Genomic DNA, 19,754 nt, shown 5'->3' on the forward strand with positions numbered 1-19,754 from the left:
CATGGCGAAAAACCCTTATCCGAGCCTGGGTTGGAATCCGGTTCCCGGAATCCCTGAATCCGTCTCCGGTCTTCATGGCAAGGTGAAGGCGGCAGCCGACACCCTGAACAGCTGTCACGAGCAGATCGTCTATCTTCTCGGTCACAGCTCCAGCTGGCAGGGGGACGCGGCCAGCGCCTTCCGTGACACGGTGGACGGCGACCTCAAACTTGCCGTGATGAACGCGGGCCACTCCCTGGAAAAGGCCGCCAAAGCCCTCAAGGGCTGGGAAGACGATCTCTCGTCTCATCGCGATCTGGCGAAGAAATACGATGACGCCGCGCGGGAGAAGAAGGCCGCTGCCGACAGTGCCCAGCAACGTTATGACGATGCCAAGGGGAATCCGGACCTCAAGCTCGGTGGAAAGGAATACCCCAGCCAGGAGGAGGCGGACGCCGCCACGGATCGTCTGCGGGCCGCCGAGCGGGCGCTCAACGAAGCCACCAAACACGCCGACGCCGCCAACGATGCCTATGAAGACGTCCTGAAAAAGGCGCGCGAACTCGAAAGCCTCCACACGCGACGCGCCAACGACGTCGCCGGCAAGCTCGACGACGCCGACGACAAGCTGGCACCCAAAGAGCCGGGCTGGTTCAGCAAAACGCTCAGCGCCATCGGGGAGGGGCTCAAGAAGTTCGGTGAACTCGTTGTAGACCACGCCGGAACCATCGGGGCCATCGCCGGTGTCCTGGCGCTGCTTCCGACGCCGCTGGCGCCGGTCTTCGCGGGTGTCGCGGTCGCCGCCAGCGCGGTGTCCATGGCCAAGAACCTGTCCAGCGAGGACTTCAGAGACGCCCTGACAGGAAAATACGGCTGGAAGGAAGGTCTTTTCGCCGGGGCCTCCATGGTTGGCGACACCCTCGGCATGGTGCCGGGCGTCGGTGCCCTCGCCCGGGCGGGCGGCGAGGCGGGGCTCGCAGCCGCGGTAGCCCGCGAAGGCGGCGAGGCCATGTCCCTCGGCTCGAAGATGGGCAAATTCGGCAGCGAAATCGTACCGGCCTTCAATTTCAAGGCACTTGACGCCGCCACCCAAACCACCAGCGGGCTCCAGCATGCCCTCAATGGCGTCAACGTGGCGGCGAACATGGAGTCGTCCCTGGAGACCGCCGGGGTGCTCCCGAAGGAGGGCCTCGGGCACGACGGCACCGAGACCACCAAGGGAATCCTCACCGGTGTCGGCGCGAAGGGCGGCGCCACCGAAATCATTACCGACGTAGCAGAAATGATGAGGGGCATCCGCCTGTGAACGGCCTTATCGACACCGTGGCGGCCGAACCGAAACCGGAATTCTGGTACGGACTGCCTTACGGCTACCTCCCGCTGGACCTCCAGCCCACCCCCGAGGGAATTCAGGAGACGGCCCGCCAGATCACCCTGCTGCCTCCCGAGCACCGCGACCGCGCCGACCAGATATTCCGGCTCTACGCGGGCGTCCTCACGATGCTCCGTAAGCGCGAGGTGATGGGGTGCGCCCTCGGTATGCACCCCGACGACGACGGCGAACCGACCCTGTCCGTCCTCACGGTCTCCACCGTTGCGACCACGGGGATGAATCCCCACGCCGTCCTCATGCAACTCCTGGGCGGCGAAAGCACAGGAACCAGCGCCGCCGACGGCATCGTCCCGGTGGAAATCCCCGTCGGCACCGGATACGTATGGGAAACGGTCCGCCGCACGCCGTCACCGGCCGCTCCGCCCGAAGGGGAGGACGGGGAGGAGGAATCCCGCGACGGCACCGTCTGGCAGGGCACCGTGGCCATTCCCCGCCCCGGCAACGCCTCGATCGTCATGCTGCAACTGGTCACTCCCGCGGTGGAACTGGCCCAGGACTACCGAGGTGTACTCCTCGGCGTGGCCCGTACGGTGTCCTTCACCGACCCGGCGGCGGAGTCCGCGGCGAACGGGAATTCCGGAGGGTCCTCGGGCTCCGACGCAGCAGAAAGGAGCCCTTTCGGATGACGACCCCGGAAGAGCGCGTACGAGCCAAGCTCCGGCAATCCGTCCCGGCCCCCTATTCGACCGACGGCACGGATCTCGACGGAGTGCTGAAGTACCACTACCGCTTCGCCACGAAAAGCTTCCTGAAGACCTTCCCGGTGCTCTTCCTGCTCTGGGTTCAGCTGTACGTGTTCCAGAACAACTATCTGATCCCTGTGGCCCTCATCGGCCTCTTCGGTGGGCTGATCGTCCTGGTCGTGTTCCAGGCGCGCATGGCGCTGACCCGTAAGTGCGCGCGGGTGCTCCGCACCTATCCCCTGGAATTCCGCACCCCGGTGGAGAAGGACGGCCAGTACGCCTCCCACACCCTCCACCTCCGCCTCGGCGGTCGCCGCGAGGACGCGCTCACGCTGCGCGCGAAGGAGGTGCTGAGCCGCTCCGGCTGGCCGGAGATGGAGGCGGGCGTCTGGTTCGCGGGGGACGACCCGTTCGGCGGCGTGGCCCTGGTCCCGGGCACCGGCGAGCTGCTGTTCATGCAGCCGCAGCACTGGGCGGACAGCGCCAAGGAACGCGAGAGCGCCGGCCCCGACCGCAGGCACCGGGCCGCACGTGCCCGCATCGCCCGCCCCAGCCGGTTCCGCTGAGCCCCGACCGGCACCGCTGACCCGGCGCCCCGAGCACCCCGTCCGCCCCGCGTCGCCCGGCACGCGGGGCGGCCCCGCAGCGGTCCGCACCCCCACCCGGCGCCCCGCACGCACGCCGCCCGGCAGCAGGTCTAGCGTGGTGCCCCGTGACACCGACACCGCTTTCGGCCGGTTTGCCGGAGCTGACCGCGGCGCGGTTGGCCGACAGCTGGCAACTGGACCCGTACGCCCTCGCCCTGGTGCTGCTGCTGGGCGGTCTCTACGCCTGGGGCGTCGTACGGCTGGCGCGCCGCGGTGAGCGATGGCCGCTCGTCCGCAGTGCGGCCTTCGCGGGCCTCGGGCTCGGCGCGATCGTCGTCGCCACCATGTCCGGGCTGGCCGTCTACGACCACGAACTGTTCTGGCCGGCGGCGGTGCAGAACATCGTGCTCGACCTGATCGCCCCGCTCGGCCTTGCCCTCGGCGACCCGCTGGCACTCGCCCTGCGGGCCCTGGACGACCGCTCGCCGACCGCCCGCCGGCTGCGCGGCGCGCTCTCCGGCCGCCTGCTGCGCCTGCTGACGTTCCCGCTGGTCAGCACCGTCCTGGTACTCGCCTCCGAGCTGGCGATCTACTTCACGCCGTACTTCACGACCGCCCTGCGCCACGGCCCGCTGCACGAGCTGATGTATCTGCAACTCCTCGTCGTCGGCACCCTCTTCGTCCTGCCGATGCTCACCCGCGAGGACCTGCTGCCCTCCTGGTGCAGCCATCCGGTGCGGGCGCTCCTCGTCCTCGTCGACGGGCTGGTCGACTCCGTCCCCGGCATCGTCGTGATGACGAGCGGCACCCTCGTCGCCGGCGGCTGGTACACCGCCCACCACCGTCCCTGGGACCCCAGCCCGCAGCGCGACCAGATGATCGGCGGCGGCCTCATGCTCACCCTCGCCGAACTGATCGGACTGCCCTTCCTCATCGCGGTCTTCGCCGAGTGGGTCCGCTCCGAACGCGGCAGGACGGCGGCACTGGACGCCCGACTCGACCGCGAACTGGCCCCGGCCACCCCGGCGGCCGCACCGGCCACCACGCCCCCGCCCCAGGAACTGACCCGCCCCTGGTGGGAGACCGACCAGGGCGTGGTGGGGGAGCGGTACCGGCGCGGGGGAGGCGGCGCCCCGCGCGCCTGAGGACGTGCGCAGACTCCCGGCGCTCCTCCCGCAGGCCCGCAGCCTCCCAGGGCCGGCGTGAGGAAGGCGGAGATATTGTTACTACCCGGGTAAAAAGTTAGCCTGCCCTAAGTTGGTCAGGTGGCTCGGGGATGAGGATGGCGATGGTCTCAGTGCAGTCGGGCGCGCGTCGGAGCAGTCCGTCCGTACCGGCGGAACCCGGTGGGGAGACGCGACTGGCCGACCTGCGGCCCGGGATGAGCGGCCAGGTGACCGGCATCGACCCGTCGATGGAGCCCAGCACCGCGCGACGCCTGTTCGACCTGGGGTTCGCCCCCGGCACGGAGGTCACCGTGCTGCGGAAGGCGCCGCTGGGCGACCCGGTCGTCTTCCAGGTCGTGGAGTACGAGATCGCGCTGCGCAAGGTGCAGGCCGCCGGCGTCCACGTACGGCGCACCGCATGAGCGCGCACTGCGGTCCGGTGGCGCAGACGGTCACCGGCAAGGCCCGACTGGCGCTGGTCGGCAGCCCGAACTCGGGCAAGAGCACGCTCTTCAACGCCCTGACCGGCCTGCGGACCAAGACCGGCAACTACCCCGGCGTCACCGTCGCACGCTACGAGGGCGTGGCGCGGGCCGGCGGGCACGAGCTGGCCATCGAGGATCTTCCCGGCACCTACAGTCTCGATCCGATCAGCCCGGACGAGCAGGTCGTCGCCGACGCGCTCGACCCGGACAACCCGGGCATCGGCACACCCGACGGCATCCTCGTCACGATCGACGCGACGACGCTGCGCCGTTCCCTCGGCCTGCTCGCCCAGGTCATGCAGACCGGTCTGCCGATCTGTGTGGTGCTCACCTTCCGGGACGAGCTGACCCGTCGCGGCGGCACCCTCGATGTCGCGGCCCTCCGCCGCGCGTTGGGCGTGCCGGTCGTCGCGGTGACGAGCGGGTCCCGCAACGACCTGGCGCAGTTGCAGTCCGTACTGCCCGACTGGGCCACCTGGGAGCGGCCGGTCGTCCCGCCGCCCACCGAGCCCGCACAGCGGCAGGCATGGGTGGAGTCGCTGCTGCGGAGCGCGGGCTACGAGGTGCCCGAGATCGATCACCGCACGCGGCGCATCGATTCCGTACTGCTGCACCCGCTGTGGGGCACGCTCGTCTTCTTCGCGACCATGTTCGCGTTCTTCCAGATCATCTTCACCGTCGCGGCGCCGCTGCAGGACGCGGTGCAGAGCCTCTTCGACTGGCTCGGCACCCTGGTCACCGCATACGTCCCGAACCCCTTGCTCGCCGGCTTCCTCGGCAACGCCCTGATCGGCGGCCTGGGCAGCGTGCTGGTCTTCCTGCCGCAGATCGCCCTGCTGTTCTTGATGATCTCGCTGCTGGAAGGCAGCGGCTACCTCTCCCGCGCAGCGTTCCTGATGGACCGGCTCATGGCCAAGGCCGGGTTGGAGGGCCGGGCGTTCGTCGCCCTGCTCTCCTCCCTCGCCTGCGCCATCCCGGGCATCATGGCCACCCGCTCCCTGCCGTCGGCCAGGGACCGCTTCGCGACCATGATGGGCGCGCCGCTGATGACCTGCTCGGCGCGGCTGACGGTCTATGTGCTGCTCACCGGCCTGCTGGTGAGCCCCGGTGCCCACGTCGGTCCCTTCGGCGCCCAGGGCGTCGTCATGTTCGCCCTGTACCTCGTCGGTGCGCTCTCGGCCATGGCGGCGGCGTGGGTCTTCAAGCGGTTCAGCAGCCGGGGCGGGCCGGCGCTGCCCTTCTACATGGAGATGCCGTCCTACCGGATGCCGCGGCTGCGGTCGGTGGCCGACGCCATCTGGAGCGCCTGCAAGGGCTTCCTGCACAAGGTCGGCCGGATCATCCTGCTCGTCACCGTCGCGCTGTGGCTGCTCCTCAGCCTGCCGATGCACAGCGAGGCACAACTGCGCTCCGCCGGCGTCGACCCGGCCGACCGGACCGCGGTCTCGTCCTACGAGATCGACCACAGCTACGCCGCCGACCTCGGCCGTGCCATCGAGCCCGTCTTCGAACCCCTCGGGTTCGACTGGCGGATCAACATCGGCGTGCTGGGATCGCTCTCCGCCCGCGAGGTGTTCGTCGCCACCCTCGGCCAGGTCGCCGCCGCCCAGAACCCGGACCAGCCGACCGAGGCCCTGGCACACATGACCTACACGGACGGGCCGCACCAGGGCGAGAAGCTCTTCACCCCGGCCACGACGGCCGCGTTGCTGGTCTTCTTCCTCTACGCGCTCCAGTGCATGTCGACCGTGGGCGTCATGCGCCGCGAGACCGGCTCGTGGAAATGGCCCGCGATCGCCTTCGGCTACATGTTCGTCCTCGCCTGGGGCATGGCCTTCCTGACGCACACCCTCGTAGGGCTGCTGGCATGAGCGTCATCCCCATGCACCCCGAGGCCACGGCCGACCCGCGGGCCGTCCGCTGGGTGATCCCCGCCGGCACACTGCCGGTCGTCGGAGAGATCGCCGAGGCACCGGACGAGCTCGGGGACATGCTCCGCTCCGAAGCCGTCGCCGCCATCGAGGTGGAGACGGAGGCCGTGGTGATCCGGCTCGCCGACGGCCGGAGCTGGTCCGGCGCGGGTGCGCGGGTGCGCGATGCGCTCGGCGCCGCACTGCTCCACCCTCAGCGGTGGCGCCCGGCCGACGCGGTCACCGAGGACGACGTGCTGCGCGCCGCACTCCAAGCCGTCCTGGACGGGCCCACCGGCGACTACATCCGCTCCCACGGCGGCGACGTGACGATCGTGTCCGCCCACGACCGGCACGCCGAGGTGCGGATGGCGGGCACCTGCACGCACTGCCCGGCCGCGGGGTTCACCCTCCACTCCCGCCTGGAGTCGGAACTGCGTGACCGGTTCCCCGATCTGGTCGAACTCCGGGCCACGGAAGAGCCCGAGCGATCGGCAAGGCGCACCTGGCTCCCGCTGCGCCGCCGCGGGGCGTGACCGCTGGGGGAAGCCCTTCCCTCCGGCCGGGCCAGCACATACGAGAAGACCCCGACCTCAGCGTCTCCACTGATGTCGGGGTCTTCCGGCACTTCCTGCGAAGTGCCCCCGGCAGGATTCGAACCTGCGCACACGGCTCCGGAGGCCGTTGCTCTATCCCCTGAGCTACGGGGGCGTTTCGCCGTGTTGCTCGGCGACGGGTAGAACACTACCAGCTCCGATGGGGTGTTCCGGCACGTGATCCAGGAGAGGGGCACGAAGATCGTTCCGAGGGGGCCGGAGCGGCTCCGACCAGGGCCTCGGGGTGGGTCCTAGCGCATGCCGGAGGCGTGTGGGGAGTGGTCGGGGAAACGTCCCCCGCACGGGGGCCGAAGTGCGGAAAAGGGGTACGCCGCCGGGGGCGGGCACCTAGTCTCGTCGTGTGCCTGGCTTGTGCGGTCGGATCCTTGTTGTGGATGACAGCGAGGGGATCCGGCAGTTGATCAGGGTCAACCTCGAGCTGGAGGGCTTCGAGGTCGTGACCGCGGCTGATGGTGCCGAATGTCTGGAGGTCGTGCACCGCGTCAGACCCGATGTGGTGACCCTCGATGTCGTGATGCCGCGGCTGAACGGTCTGCACACCGCGGCGCGGCTGCGGGCCGATCCGCGGACCTGGGACATCCCCATCGCGCTCATCAGCGCCTGCACCCGGGACGAGGCGGACAGCGGCCGGTCGGTGGGCGTCGACGCGTTTCTGGCGAAGCCGTTCGAGCCGGCGGAGATGGTGCAGACGGTGGCGCGGCTGGCCCGGGACGGGCGGCGGCTGCGGGCCGACGGGGAGGCCGCCGTGGCCGACCGGTCGGCGGCCGGGCGGGCCGCCGGGATGGCGCCGGTGCGGCAGCAGCCGGGGCTCGCCGAGCATGCCGCGCACCTCGAATGCGGTGACCATCCGGACCGGCAGGACCACCTCGCGCCGTACGGCGGCGAGCGGTACCACGGCTGGCGGGGCGATCTCGGCGACCGCCGCGCCTCGTCCTGAACGGACCGCCGCCCGCACCCCGGCCGCCTGACGGGCGCCCCGCCCGCGGCCCGGTGTCCACCAGGCGAAACCTGGTCGCATGGGTGCCCCCCTTCTCCCATACGCTTGTCCTGTGACCCCCGCCGAGTTGTCCCGTACCGTCCTGCGCTCCGTGCGTGGTGCCGTGGCGGAGCGGGAGCTGTCCGTGGCGGTGCCGGAGCGGGTGGTGGTGCGGCCCGCGCCGCACTCCGGGGACTACGCGTCCAACGTCGCACTGCAGCTCGCCGCGGGGGCCGGACTGCCCGCCCGCGAGGTCGCCGAGGTGCTGCGCAAGCGGCTGGCCGGCTGCCCGGGCATCGCGCGGGTCGAGGTCGCCGGGCCCGGATTTCTGAACTTCACCCTGGGGGACGGCGCACCGGCCGAACTGGTCCGCACCGTTCTCGCCCAGGGCCCGCGGTACGGCACCGGCGGCGCCCGCCCGGGCCGCCCCGGCGCCGCGGCCACGCCGCCCTCCGGGGGCGCGCGCGGCCTCGTCGTCGCCGAGGCGCTGGCCCGGATCGACGCGTCCGCGGACGCTGCCGGGGCGCTGCCGGAGGGCGCCGCGCCGCAGGTAGCGTCCGACGGCGATCGGGCCGAGCTGGCCCGGCTCGTCGCCCGGCTCGGCGACGACGAGGCGCGGTGGGCGCTGCTGCGGCCGGCCGCGCACGACCCGGTGCGGCTCCCCGAGCGGCCCGCGCAGCGGGAGGAGAACCCGCGCTTCCGGGTGCAGTACGCGTACGCCCGGACCCAGGCGCTGGTGCGTAACGCCCGCGAGCTGGGTTTCACGGGCGCGCCGGGCGACACCGGCCCCGAGACGCCCACCGGCGCCGGCCCGGAGGACACCGCCGAAAGCTCTGCGCCCGCCCCGGACGCGCACGCCCTCCACCTCCTCCTCGGCGGGTTCCCGGACGCCGTCGCGGCCGCGGCGCGGTACCGGGCGCCGGACCGGGTGGTGCGTCATCTGGAGGCGCTGGCCGAGGCGTATCTGCGCTGGCAGGGCGGGTGTCGGCCGCTGCCCGTCGGCGAGGAGAAACCCTCGGCCGTGCACCGCGCCCGGGTGGCCCTCGCCGAGGCCACCGGAACGGTGCTCGCCAACGGCCTCCGCCTGCTCGGCGTCTGTGCACCCGTACGACTTTGAACGACATCTGAGGGGATCCCACCACCATGAGCCGTTCCGCCCACCCCGCCGGGCCCCGGCACGCCGACGTCCTGCCCGAGGGGCACTACGCCGGGCCGCCCGCCGACCTCAACTCCCTCGACCCGCGCGTCTGGTCGCGTACCGTCCGGCGCGACGCCGACGGCGTGGTGACCGTCGGCGGACTCGATGTGAAGACGCTCGCCGAGGAGTTCGGCACCCCCGCCTACTTCCTCGACGAGGAGGACTTCCGGGCGCGCTGCCGGGCCTGGCGGGAGGCGTTCGGCACGGGCGCCGACGTGTACTACGCGGGCAAGGCGTTCCTCTCCCGCGCGGTGGTGCGGTGGCTGACCGAGGAGGGCCTCAACCTCGACGTCTGCTCCGGCGGTGAGCTGGCGACCGCGCTGGACGCGGGGATGCCAGCCGAGCGGATCGCGCTGCACGGCAACAACAAGAGCACCGACGAGATCACCCGCGCGGTCGAGGCGGGCGTCGGGCGGATCGTGCTCGACTCCTTCCAGGAGATCGTGCGGGTCGCGCACATCGCGCAGCGGCTCGGCAGGCGGCAGCGGGTGCAGATCCGCGTCACCGTCGGCGTCGAGGCGCACACCCACGAGTTCATCGCGACCGCGCACGAGGACCAGAAGTTCGGCATCGCGCTGGCCGGCGGGCAGGCGGCCGAGGCGGTGCGGCGCGCGCTCACCCTCGACGGCCTGGAGCTGACCGGCATCCACAGCCACATCGGCTCGCAGATCTTCGACATGGCCGGGTTCGAGGTCTCCGCCCGGCGCGTCGTCCAGCTGCTGACCGAGGTGCGCGACGAGCACGGCGTGGAGCTGCCGGAGATCGACCTCGGCGGCGGCCTCGGCATCGCGTACACCTCGGACGACGACCCGCGCGAGCCGCACGAGATCGCGAAGGCGCTGGGCGAGATCGTCACCAAGGAGTGCGAGGCCGCCGGGCTGAGCGTGCCGCGGATCTCCGTCGAGCCGGGCCGCGCGATCATCGGCCCCACCGCCTTCACGCTGTACGAGGTCGGCACCGTCAAGGAGCTGGAGGGGCTGCGGACGTACGTCTCCGTCGACGGCGGGATGAGCGACAACATCCGCACCGCGCTGTACGACGCGGAGTACACCGTGGCGCTGGTCTCGCGGACCTCGGACGCCGAGCCGATGCTCTCGCGCGTCGTCGGCAAGCACTGCGAGAGCGGCGACATCATCGTCCGGGACGCCTTCCTGCCGTCCGACGTGGCACCGGGCGACCTGCTGGCGGTGCCCGCGACCGGTGCGTACTGCCGGTCGATGGCCAGCAACTACAACCACGCGCTGCGGCCGCCGGTGGTGGCCGTCGCGGAGGGCTCCGGCCGGGTCATCGTGCGCCGCGAGACGGAGGAGGATCTCCTGCGGTTGGATGTCGGATGACGCAGTCGTCCGCGTGTCCGGCGTGGACGACATAAATGTCTCGGTATCCGGACGAGGTGCGGAAAGTGCCGTCCGGTGCGTGAGACTGAGAAATCACCAAGAAGAAAAACGGCAGTATCGATGAAAAGCAGAGGTCGAATGATGCGTACGCGTCCGCTGAAGGTGGCGCTCCTGGGCTGTGGTGTGGTCGGCTCAGAGGTGGCGCGCATCATGACGACGCACGCCGACGACCTCGCGGCCCGCATCGGTGCACCCGTGGAGCTGGCCGGGATCGCCGTCCGCCGCCCCGACCGCGTGCGGGAGGGCATCCCGGCCGAGCTGGTCACCACCGACGCGATGGAGCTGGTCAAACGCGATGACGTCGATGTCGTCATCGAGGTCATCGGCGGCATCGAGCCGGCCCGTGAGCTGATCACCACCGCCTTCGCGCACGGCGCCAGCGTCGTCTCCGCCAACAAGGCGCTGGTCGCCGCCGACGGCGCCGCCCTGCACGCCGCGGCGGAGCGGCACGGCGCGGACCTCTACTACGAGGCCGCGGTCGCCGGCGCGATCCCGCTGGTCCGCCCGCTGCGCGAATCGCTCGCCGGCGACAAGGTCAACCGTGTCCTCGGCATCGTCAACGGCACCACCAACTTCATCCTCGACAAGATGGACACCAGTGGCGCCGGGTACAGCGAGGCGCTGGACGAGGCCACCGCGCTCGGGTACGCCGAGGCCGACCCGACCGCCGACGTCGAGGGTTTCGACGCCGCCGCGAAGGCCGCGATCCTCGCCGGGATCGCCTTCCACACCCGCGTGACCATCGACGATGTGCACCGCGAGGGCCTGACCGAGGTCACCGCGTCCGACATCGCCTCCGCCAAGCGGATGGGGTGCACCGTCAAGCTGCTCGCGATCTGCGAGCGCGCCGCGGACGGCGCGTCCGTCACCGCCCGCGTGCACCCCGCGATGATCCCGCTCAGCCATCCGCTGGCCTCCGTCCGCGAGGCGTACAACGCGGTGTTCGTGGAGTCCGACGCCGCAGGTCAGCTGATGTTCTACGGTCCGGGCGCCGGCGGTTCGCCGACCGCCTCCGCGGTGCTCGGCGACCTCGTCGCGGTCTGCCGCAACAAGGTCGCGGAGACCACCGGGCCGGGGGAGTCCGCGTACACCCAGCTGCCCGTGAGTCCCATGGGCGAGGTCGTCACGCGGTACCACATCAGTCTCGACGTGGCCGACAAGTCCGGCGTCCTCGCGCAGGTCGCCACGGTCTTCGCCGAGCACGGGGTGTCGATCGACACCGTCCGTCAGCAAGGGCGGCCCGACGCCGACGGCGAGGCGTCCCTCGTCGTCGTCACCCACCGGGCGGCCGACGCCGCCCTGTCGTCGACCGTCGAGGCCCTGCGCGAGCTGGACACCGTCCGCGGTGTCGCCAGCATCATGCGGGTCGAAGGGGAGTAAAGGAACCCATGTCTGCCAATTCCACCGCGTCCGCCGCGAACGGTCAGTGGCGCGGAATCATCGAGGAATACCGTGACCGGCTGCCGGTCAGCGACACGACCGAGGCGGTCACCCTGCGGGAGGGCGGCACGCCGCTCGTCCCCGCGCAGGTGCTGTCCGAGCGCACCGGCTGCGAGGTGCACCTCAAGGTCGAGGGTGCCAACCCCACCGGGTCCTTCAAGGACCGCGGGATGACGATGGCCATCACCCGCGCCAAGGAGGAGGGCGCCAAGGCGGTGATCTGCGCCTCCACCGGCAACACCTCCGCCTCCGCCGCCGCGTACGCGGTGCGCGCCGGGATGGTCTGCGCGGTGCTCGTCCCGCAGGGCAAGATCGCTCTCGGCAAGATGGGCCAGGCGCTGGTGCACGGCGCGAAGATCCTCCAGATCGACGGAAATTTCGACGACTGTCTGACGCTCGCCCGTGGACTTTCGGACAAATATCCGGTCGCACTTGTGAACTCCGTCAACCCTGTGCGCATCGAGGGTCAGAAGACCGCGGCGTTCGAGATCGTCGACATGCTCGGCGACGCGCCCGACATCCATGTGCTGCCCGTCGGCAACGCCGGCAACATCACGGCGTACTGGCGGGGCTACCGCGAATACGCCGCCGACGGCATCGCCTCGCACACCCCGCGGATGTGGGGCTTCCAGGCGTCCGGCAGCGCCCCGATCGTGCGCGGCGAGGTCGTGAAGGAGCCCCACACCATCGCCACCGCCATTCGCATCGGCAACCCGGCCTCGTGGTCGTTCGCGGAGCAGGCGCGGGACGAGTCGGGCGGCGCCATCGATGAGGTGACGGACCGTCAGATCCTCGCCGCCTACCGGCTGTTGGCCGCGCAGGAGGGTGTCTTCGTGGAGCCCGCGTCGGCCGCCTCGGTCGCCGGTCTGCTCAAGGCCGCCGACGAGGGCAAGGTCGACCCCGGTCAGCGCATCGTCTGCACGGTGACCGGCAACGGCCTCAAGGACCCCGACTGGGCGGTGGCCGGTGCGCCGCAGCCCGTCACCGTCCCGATCGACGCGGACGCCGCGGCCCAGCGCCTCGGTCTCGGGTAGCTCCGCAACCGCACACGTCGGGCGTACGGCGGGTCACCGGCTCCCGGAGCAGGTGACCCGCCGTGCAGCAAAGAGTGCAAAGGCTGCAAAGTCGGAAGTGAGGCACGGCTCGGCGTGCGACACGCATCGTGCGCCTCCCGTGCGCCCTATGTCGCCACAGAACCTTCCTTCGATAGGCTGGCAGCCAACTCCCCTCCGCACGGCATGACGCAGTGGTGTGCAGGGCAGGTCAGACACAGTCCCCGCCGGCCGGCCGGGCGCCTCGGCGCCGCGGTGGCGCGGGGCAGTACCGCAGTTTCAATCAAGGAGAGTCATCGAGCGATGGCCGGTCCCGCGTTCCGTGCCGCCGCCGTCCGGGTGCGCACCCCCGCCACCAGCGCCAATCTCGGCCCCGGCTTCGACGCCCTCGGCCTGTCGCTGGGGCTGTACGACGATGTCGTGGTGCGGGTCGCCGACTCCGGTCTGCATGTAGACATCGCAGGTGAGGGCAGTGAAACCCTCCCGCGCGACGAGAGCCACCTGCTCGTACGCTCCCTGCGCACCGCCTTCGACCTGCTCGGCGGGCAGCCGCGCGGGCTGGAAATCGTCTGCGCCAACCGCATTCCGCACGGCCGCGGCCTCGGCTCGTCGTCGGCGGCCATCTGCGCCGGCATCGTCGCCGCCCGCGCCGTCACCATCGGCGGTGAGCAGCGGCTCGACGACACCGCGCTGCTGGAGCTGGCCACCGAGATCGAGGGCCACCCCGACAACGTCGCCGCCTGTCTGCTCGGCGGCTTCACCCTGGCCTGGACGGACACCGGGGCGGCCCGCGCCATCCGGATGGAGCCGGCCGACTCGATCGTCCCCGTCGTCTTCGTCCCCGGGAAACCGGTGCTCACCGAGACCGCCCGCGGACTGCTGCCGCGCACCGTCCCGCACGTGGACGCCGCGGCCAACGCCGGTCGCGCCGCACTGCTCGTCGAGGCGCTGACCAGGCGCCCCGAGCTGCTGCTGGCCGCGACCGAGGACCGACTTCACCAGGAATACCGCGCCCCCGCGATGCCGGAGAGCGTGGCACTGGTGAACCGACTGCGTGCGGACGGTGTCCCCGCGGTCATCTCCGGTGCGGGCCCCACGGTGCTCGCCCTGGCCGAGGAGGACTCGGCCGACAAGGTCGCCGCACTGGCGGGAGAGGGCTGGGCGGCCAACCGGCTGACCCTCGACGCGGCAGGTGCATGCGTCCTGCCGCTCGCCGGGTGACCGCTGCGGGTGATCGACGATTGCCGGTCTTGGGAAGGGGGAATGTTTGTTGGATCCGGTAGTGTTAACCTCAAGTCAGTACTCGACGCCTGAGTGGCGCGATGCTTCGTGTCCCTATCGGGACCACCTTTCTTCCGGGAGCCTCCCAAACTGCTCGAAGCAATAGCCCGAGCAGGAGTGAGCACGCTCCGGAATCGGCGTGACGGACATGGGTCACACAGCATCCCTTCGCGCCGTACCAATGAACTGATCTTTCCGCCGTATCCGGCGGGACCACCGCCCCGGCCCGGTTCGCAACACCGCAGGACCACCAGCCGGACAGCACAACCGGTCGCCGAGCCAGACAGGCCGACGCCCGCTCCAGGGAAGGACCCTTCGTGAGCGACACCACCGATCTGATGGGCGTGCGCACCGATGGCAGTGCCACCGCGCCCGCCACGGACGCTCCCGCCGCGCCTGCCACCGGTGCTGCCGGCACCACGCGGCGCCGCCGTTCCGGTACCGGCCTCGACGGCATGGTCCTGGCAGAGCTGCAGCAGGTCGCCTCCGGCCTCGGCATCAAGGGCACCGCGCGGATGCGCAAGAGCCAGCTGATCGAGGTCATCAAGGAGAGGCAGGCCGCGGGTTCCTCCGGCTCCGCCAAGGCCGACGCGCCCGCCGAGACCGACACCAAGCCCAAGCGCCGCACCACCTCCAAGGCCCGTACGGGCGAGGGCGACACCAAGGCCGCCGAGAAGCCGGCCAAGGCCGACAAGAGCGCCGACAAGCAGGCCGGTCAGCAGCAGATCGACATCCCCGGTCAGCCGGCCCCCAAGGTCTCGGCTTCGCTCGACCAGGGAGGTGCTCCCTCCGACGAGCAGCCGGCCGGTGAGCGCCGTCGCCGCCGCGCCACCGCGGCCGCCGGCAGCCCCGAGGGCGCTGCCGACACCAAGGCCGAGCCCAAGGGCAAGGCCGACACCGCCGTCGACGAGCGGCCCGCCAAGGGCGAGCAGTCCGACCAGCAGCACAAGGGCGGCGACCGCCAGGACCGCGGGGACCGTCAGGACCGCGGCCAGAAGGGTGACCGCGGTGACCGCCGCGACCGCCAGCAGGGCCGCCGCAACAAGAACGACGGCAACGACTCCGGCAACCAGGGCGACCGCCGCGACCGTCAGCGCGACAACCGTGACAACCGCCACGACGACGGCGACGACTTCGAGGGTGGCCGCCGTGGCCGCCGCGGCCGCTACCGCGACCGCCGGGGCCGTCGCGGCGGGCGCGAGGACTTCGGCAACGAGCCGCAGGTCTCCGAGGACGACGTCCTGATCCCCGTCGCGGGCATCCTCGACATCCTCGACAACTACGCGTTCATCCGGACCTCCGGCTACCTGCCCGGCCCGAACGACGTGTACGTCTCGCTGGCCCAGGTCCGTAAGAACGGTCTGCGCAAGGGTGACCACGTCACCGGTGCGGTCCGGCAGCCGCGCGACGGTGAGCGGCGCGAGAAGTTCAACGCGCTGGTCCGTCTCGACACCGTCAACAGCGTGGCGCCCGAACAGGGCCGCCAGCGTCCGGAGTTCGGGAAGCTGACGCCCCTTTACCCGCAGGAGCGACTGCGCCTGGAGGGTGAGTCGGGCGGTCTGACGACCCGGATCATCGATCTGGTGACGCCGATCGGCAAGGGCCAGCGTGGTCTGATCGTGGCCCCGCCGAAGACCGGTAAGACCATGATCATGCAGGCGATCGCCAACTCGATCACCCGCAACAACCCCGAGTGCCACCTGATGGTCGTCCTCGTCGACGAGCGGCCCGAAGAGGTCACCGACATGCAGCGGTCGGTCAAGGGCGAGGTCATCTCCTCGACCTTCGACCGTCCCGCCGAGGACCACACCACCGTCGCCGAGCTGGCCATCGAGCGCGCCAAGCGCCTCGTCGAGCTGGGTCACGACGTGGTCGTCCTGCTGGACTCCATCACCCGTCTGGGCCGCGCGTACAACCTCGCGGCGCCCGCCTCCGGCCGCATCCTGTCCGGTGGTGTCGACTCGACCGCGCTCTACCCGCCGAAGCGGTTCTTCGGTGCGGCGCGCAACATCGAGGACGGCGGTTCGCTGACCATCCTGGCCACCGCGCTGGTCGAGACCGGTTCGCGGATGGACGAGGTGATCTTCGAGGAGTTCAAGGGCACCGGCAACCTGGAGCTCAAGCTCGACCGCAAGCTCTCCGACAAGCGGATCTTCCCCGCGGTGGACGTCGACGCGTCGTCCACCCGTAAGGAGGAGATCCTGATGGGCGCCGACGAGCTGGCCATCGTCTGGAAGCTGCGCCGGGTGCTGCACGCCCTCGACCAGCAGCAGGCGATCGAGCTGCTGCTGGACAAGATGAAGCAGACGAAGTCCAACGCGGAGTTCCTGCTCCAGATCCAGAAGACGACGCCGACCACGGGCAACGGCAACGACTGACGCCCGTCCGCGCGACGCCGCCACGGAGCCCCCGCACTTGCGAGTGCGGGGGCTTTGTGCCGTCCGGGACCGGATGGTGTGAACCGCCGACGACCGGTCCGTATACCTCCGTCCGGAGGTGTCCCGCTGAGACCTTTCGCACAGGAGATGCCCGGAACCGGCCGCTTGGCGATGTCCGGAAACCGGCCATCACACCAGGTCGGGAGGGGCATACCGGCCAACCGCCGGGGCGCGCGGGCGCGCCCGCGCCCGGCCGGGGCGTACAGGGCGCTGTGCAACCCTTCCGTCCGGCTCCCCGTCTCCCACGACATGACGCGCCGTGCCCGCACGGGGCGGGCGGGGGCAGCGCACACGGACCGAGGAGCACATGGGCGACAGCAACGGGACGCAGAGGACGGCGGCGAGCCGCAGCAGCCGCATACGCGCCACCGGGCGCCGCCGCAAGGCGCCCAGCCGGCGCCGCCGCAAGGCGCCCAGCCGGCGCCGCCGCGCCCTGACCATCACGCTCTGCGCCGGGGTGAGCTGTCTGCTGCTCACCGGCGCCGGGCTGGGCTACGTCTACTACCAGCTCAACGGCAACCTCAAGGGCATCGACATCAACGCCGCCCTCGGCAAGGACCGCCCCGAGAACGTCGACAACGGCTCCCTCGACATCCTCGTCCTCGGCTCCGACTCCCGGGCCGGCAAGAACGCTCAGTACGGCGCCGACGAGGGCGGTGCGCGCTCCGACACCGCGATGGTGCTGCACGTCTACAAAGGCCACAAGAAGGCGAGCGTCGTCAGCATCCCGCGCGACACCCTCATCACCCGGCCCGCCTGCGTGAAGGACGGCAAGGAGGTGGCCGGCGCACAGCGGGTGATGTTCAACACCGCCTACGAGGTCGGCGGCCCCGCATGCGCCGTCAAGACCGTCGAATCGCTCAGCGGCATCCGGATGGACCACTTCGTCGAGGTCGACTTCACCGGCTTCAAGAAGCTCATCGACGCGCTCGGCGGCGTCGAAATCACCACCAGCAAGCCGATCGACGACAACTCCAGCCACCTCCACCTGCCCGCCGGACACCACGTCCTGACCGGTGAGCAGTCCCTCGGGCTCGTCCGCACCCGGCACGGCGTCCCCGGCGGCGACGGCAGCGACCTGGGGCGCATCCAGCTCCAGCAGACCTTCGTCAAGGCGCTGATGCAGCAGGTCAAGAACGTCGGCGTGCTCACCAGCCCGGCCAAGCTCTACGACATCGCGTCCACCGCGACCAGGACCGTCACCACCGACACCGACCTCAACTCGATCGGTGCGCTCACCGGCCTCGCCAAGACCCTCGGCGGTATCGGCTCGGACAGCATCCACATGGTCACGCTGCCCGTGGAGTACGACAAGCTCGACCCGGCGCGGGTCGCCCCGCTGCCCCGGCAGACGGAGCAGGTCTGGGAGGCGCTGCGGCAGGACCGCGCCATACCGAAGTCCGCACTCAAGGACTCCGCGGGAGACAAGGGCGGCACCGGCTCGTACGTGAAGTAGGGCCCGTCGCCTCGCGGTCGCCACGCGATGTGGAGGGGCGGGAACGGCGGGTAACCGCCGGACGTCCGGGGGTTTCCCCGCCGCGGGGGTGGGGAATACCCGTCGGTCCACCCCGGTTTTGGGAGATGCGACAAGTCCTGGCAGACTGGACCGTCGGCCCCGGTTCACGTGACGCAAACCCGCGGCACGACCCGGAGCACTCCCGAACCTAGGAGATCCCCTTGAAGCGCGACATCCACCCGGAGTACGTCGAGACGCAGGTCAGCTGCACCTGCGGCGCGTCTTTCACCACCCGTAGCACCGTCGACGGCGGCACCATCCGCGCCGACGTCTGCTCCGAGTGCCACCCGTTCTACACGGGCAAGCAGAAGATCATGGACACCGGTGGCCGCGTGGCCCGCTTCGAGGCGCGCTTCGGCAAGACCGCCGGTTCGGCCAAGAAGTAGCGACCCGCAAGGCGCCGGTTGCCGGTCGCCCCTCCGAGGGGCGACCGGACCGGCGTTTTGTCGTCCAGGCCACGGACCCGGCCGGGGGTCCGGCAACGCCGCGGCACCCCAGCCGCACCAGGTGACCGGCACCCGGAAACACCAGTCAGCTAAGGAACCCCACGATGTTCGAGGCGGTCGAGGAACTGATCGGCGAGCACGCCGGTCTGGAGAAGAAGCTGGCCGACCCCGCGGTCCACGCCGACCAGCGCGAGGCGATGCGGCTCAACAAGCGCTACGCCGAACTCACCCCGATCGTCTCCACCTACCGTTCCTGGAAGCAGACCGGCGAGGACATGGAGACCGCGCGCGAACTCGCCGCGGACGACCCGGACTTCGCCGACGAGGTCAAGGAGCTCGACGCCCGGCGCGAGGAACTGACCGAGAAGCTGCGGCTGCTGCTCGTCCCCCGCGACCCGAGCGACGACAAGGACGTCATCCTGGAGGTCAAGGCCGGTGAGGGCGGCGAGGAGTCCGCGCTCTTCGCCGGTGACCTGCTGCGGATGTACCTGCGCTACGCCGAGCGGGCCGGCTGGAAGACCGAGATCCTGGAAGCCAACGAGTCCGACCTCGGCGGCTACAAGGACGTCCAGGTCGCCGTGAAGACCAAGGGCGGCGGCGGGGCCACCGAGCCCGGCCAGGGCGTCTGGGCCCGGCTGAAGTACGAGGGCGGTGTGCACCGCGTCCAGCGCGTCCCCGCCACCGAGTCGCAGGGCCGCATCCACACCTCCGCCGCCGGTGTGCTCGTCACGCCCGAGGCCGAGGAGGTCGAGGTCGAGATCGGCCCCAACGACCTGCGGATCGACGTCTACCGCTCCTCCGGCCCCGGCGGCCAGTCGGTCAACACCACCGACTCCGCGGTGCGCATCACCCACCTGCCGACCGGCATCGTCGTCTCCTGCCAGAACGAGAAGAGCCAGCTCCAGAACAAGGAGCAGGCCCTGCGCATCCTGCGCTCGCGGCTGCTGGCCGCCGCCCAGGAGGAGGCCGAGCGCGAGGCGTCCGACGCCCGCCGCAGCCAGGTCCGCACCGTCGACCGCTCCGAGCGCATCCGGACGTACAACTTCCCGGAGAACCGCATCTCCGACCACCGCGTCGGCTTCAAGGCGTACAACCTGGACCAGGTGCTCGACGGCGAGCTGGACCCGGTCATCCAGGCATGTGTGGACGCCGACTCGGCGGCCAAGCTCGCCGCCGCGCAGTAGGCCCGC

Annotated in this window: 17 protein-coding genes and 1 tRNA gene; 17 read left to right on the forward strand and 1 reads right to left on the reverse strand. The window is 71.0% G+C overall.

What is annotated here, in order from left to right:
• Nucleotide 1: 1 nt before the first annotated feature.
• The 7 genes from ACZ4U4_RS08685 to ACZ4U4_RS08715 all read left to right on the forward strand — a co-directional run bounded on the left by ACZ4U4_RS08685 (nucleotide 2) and on the right by ACZ4U4_RS08715 (nucleotide 6,739).
• Nucleotides 2-1,285, forward strand: coding sequence for a putative T7SS-secreted protein (locus tag ACZ4U4_RS08685; RefSeq protein ID WP_467870481.1), 1,284 nt, complete (start codon nucleotides 2-4; stop codon nucleotides 1,283-1,285).
• Entirely contained in the window at nucleotides 1,282-1,998 is a 717-nt protein-coding gene (locus tag ACZ4U4_RS08690) for a hypothetical protein (protein ID WP_467870483.1), read from the forward strand. Before ACZ4U4_RS08685 ends, ACZ4U4_RS08690 begins: the two co-directional genes overlap by 4 nt.
• The gene (locus ACZ4U4_RS08695) at nucleotides 1,995-2,621 is read left to right on the forward strand and encodes a hypothetical protein (protein ID WP_467870485.1); all 627 of its coding nucleotides are present in this window, start codon (nucleotides 1,995-1,997) and stop codon (nucleotides 2,619-2,621) included. The genes ACZ4U4_RS08690 and ACZ4U4_RS08695 overlap by 4 nt, the downstream gene beginning before the upstream one ends.
• Nucleotides 2,622-2,767: 146 nt before the next feature.
• Nucleotides 2,768-3,787: a cytochrome c oxidase assembly protein gene (locus ACZ4U4_RS08700; protein WP_467870487.1), complete on the forward strand. Its 1,020-nt coding sequence runs from the start codon at nucleotides 2,768-2,770 to the stop codon at nucleotides 3,785-3,787.
• Between the two features lie 143 nt (nucleotides 3,788-3,930).
• Nucleotides 3,931-4,230 carry a FeoA family protein gene (locus tag ACZ4U4_RS08705; RefSeq protein WP_467870489.1) on the forward strand — a complete coding sequence of 100 codons (300 nt, stop codon included), beginning with the start codon at nucleotides 3,931-3,933 and terminating at the stop codon, nucleotides 4,228-4,230.
• The gene (feoB, locus tag ACZ4U4_RS08710; RefSeq protein ID WP_467870491.1) at nucleotides 4,227-6,164 is read left to right on the forward strand and encodes a ferrous iron transporter B; all 1,938 of its coding nucleotides are present in this window, start codon (nucleotides 4,227-4,229) and stop codon (nucleotides 6,162-6,164) included. The genes ACZ4U4_RS08705 and feoB overlap by 4 nt, the downstream gene beginning before the upstream one ends.
• Entirely contained in the window at nucleotides 6,161-6,739 is a 579-nt protein-coding gene (locus ACZ4U4_RS08715; RefSeq protein ID WP_467870494.1) for a NifU family protein, read from the forward strand. The genes feoB and ACZ4U4_RS08715 overlap by 4 nt, the downstream gene beginning before the upstream one ends.
• 103 nt (nucleotides 6,740-6,842) lie before the next feature.
• On the opposite strand, the gene ACZ4U4_RS08720 is transcribed toward ACZ4U4_RS08715, so the two are convergent.
• Nucleotides 6,843-6,914, reverse strand: a tRNA-Arg gene (locus ACZ4U4_RS08720).
• Between the two features lie 276 nt (nucleotides 6,915-7,190).
• Here ACZ4U4_RS08720 and ACZ4U4_RS08725 point away from each other — a divergent pair.
• The 10 genes from ACZ4U4_RS08725 (at nucleotide 7,191) to prfA (ending at nucleotide 19,748) form a co-directional block, all read left to right on the forward strand.
• Nucleotides 7,191-7,757 carry a response regulator gene (locus ACZ4U4_RS08725; protein WP_467870496.1) on the forward strand — a complete coding sequence of 189 codons (567 nt, stop codon included), beginning with the start codon at nucleotides 7,191-7,193 and terminating at the stop codon, nucleotides 7,755-7,757.
• A gap of 112 nt (nucleotides 7,758-7,869) precedes the next feature.
• Nucleotides 7,870-8,913, forward strand: a complete 1,044-nt coding sequence (nrtL, locus tag ACZ4U4_RS08730) for an ArgS-related anticodon-binding protein NrtL (protein ID WP_467870498.1) — start codon at nucleotides 7,870-7,872, stop codon at nucleotides 8,911-8,913.
• 26 nt (nucleotides 8,914-8,939) lie between these two features.
• Nucleotides 8,940-10,331 (forward strand): diaminopimelate decarboxylase, encoded by a 1,392-nt coding sequence (gene lysA / locus ACZ4U4_RS08735; RefSeq protein ID WP_467870500.1) that lies wholly within the window; start codon nucleotides 8,940-8,942, stop codon nucleotides 10,329-10,331.
• Nucleotides 10,332-10,469: 138 nt separating this feature from the next.
• Nucleotides 10,470-11,771 (forward strand): homoserine dehydrogenase, encoded by a 1,302-nt coding sequence (locus tag ACZ4U4_RS08740; RefSeq protein ID WP_467870502.1) that lies wholly within the window; start codon nucleotides 10,470-10,472, stop codon nucleotides 11,769-11,771.
• 8 nt (nucleotides 11,772-11,779) lie between these two features.
• Nucleotides 11,780-12,865, forward strand: a complete 1,086-nt coding sequence (gene thrC, locus ACZ4U4_RS08745) for a threonine synthase (RefSeq protein ID WP_467870503.1) — start codon at nucleotides 11,780-11,782, stop codon at nucleotides 12,863-12,865.
• A gap of 321 nt (nucleotides 12,866-13,186) precedes the next feature.
• Nucleotides 13,187-14,104, forward strand: coding sequence for a homoserine kinase (thrB, locus tag ACZ4U4_RS08750; RefSeq protein ID WP_467870505.1), 918 nt, complete (start codon nucleotides 13,187-13,189; stop codon nucleotides 14,102-14,104).
• A gap of 377 nt (nucleotides 14,105-14,481) precedes the next feature.
• A complete protein-coding gene (gene rho, locus ACZ4U4_RS08755) occupies nucleotides 14,482-16,542 on the forward strand; it encodes a transcription termination factor Rho (RefSeq protein ID WP_467870508.1) in 2,061 nt (686 codons plus the stop codon).
• Between the two features lie 367 nt (nucleotides 16,543-16,909).
• Nucleotides 16,910-18,058, forward strand: a complete 1,149-nt coding sequence (locus ACZ4U4_RS08760; RefSeq protein ID WP_467870511.1) for an LCP family protein — start codon at nucleotides 16,910-16,912, stop codon at nucleotides 18,056-18,058.
• Nucleotides 18,059-18,279: 221 nt separating this feature from the next.
• Nucleotides 18,280-18,504, forward strand: a complete 225-nt coding sequence (rpmE, locus tag ACZ4U4_RS08765) for a 50S ribosomal protein L31 (RefSeq protein ID WP_467870513.1) — start codon at nucleotides 18,280-18,282, stop codon at nucleotides 18,502-18,504.
• A gap of 164 nt (nucleotides 18,505-18,668) precedes the next feature.
• A complete protein-coding gene (gene prfA, locus ACZ4U4_RS08770; RefSeq protein ID WP_467870515.1) occupies nucleotides 18,669-19,748 on the forward strand; it encodes a peptide chain release factor 1 in 1,080 nt (359 codons plus the stop codon).
• Nucleotides 19,749-19,754: the final 6 nt, after the last annotated feature.

This window comes from Streptomyces sp. NPDC029159 (assembly GCF_055564055.1).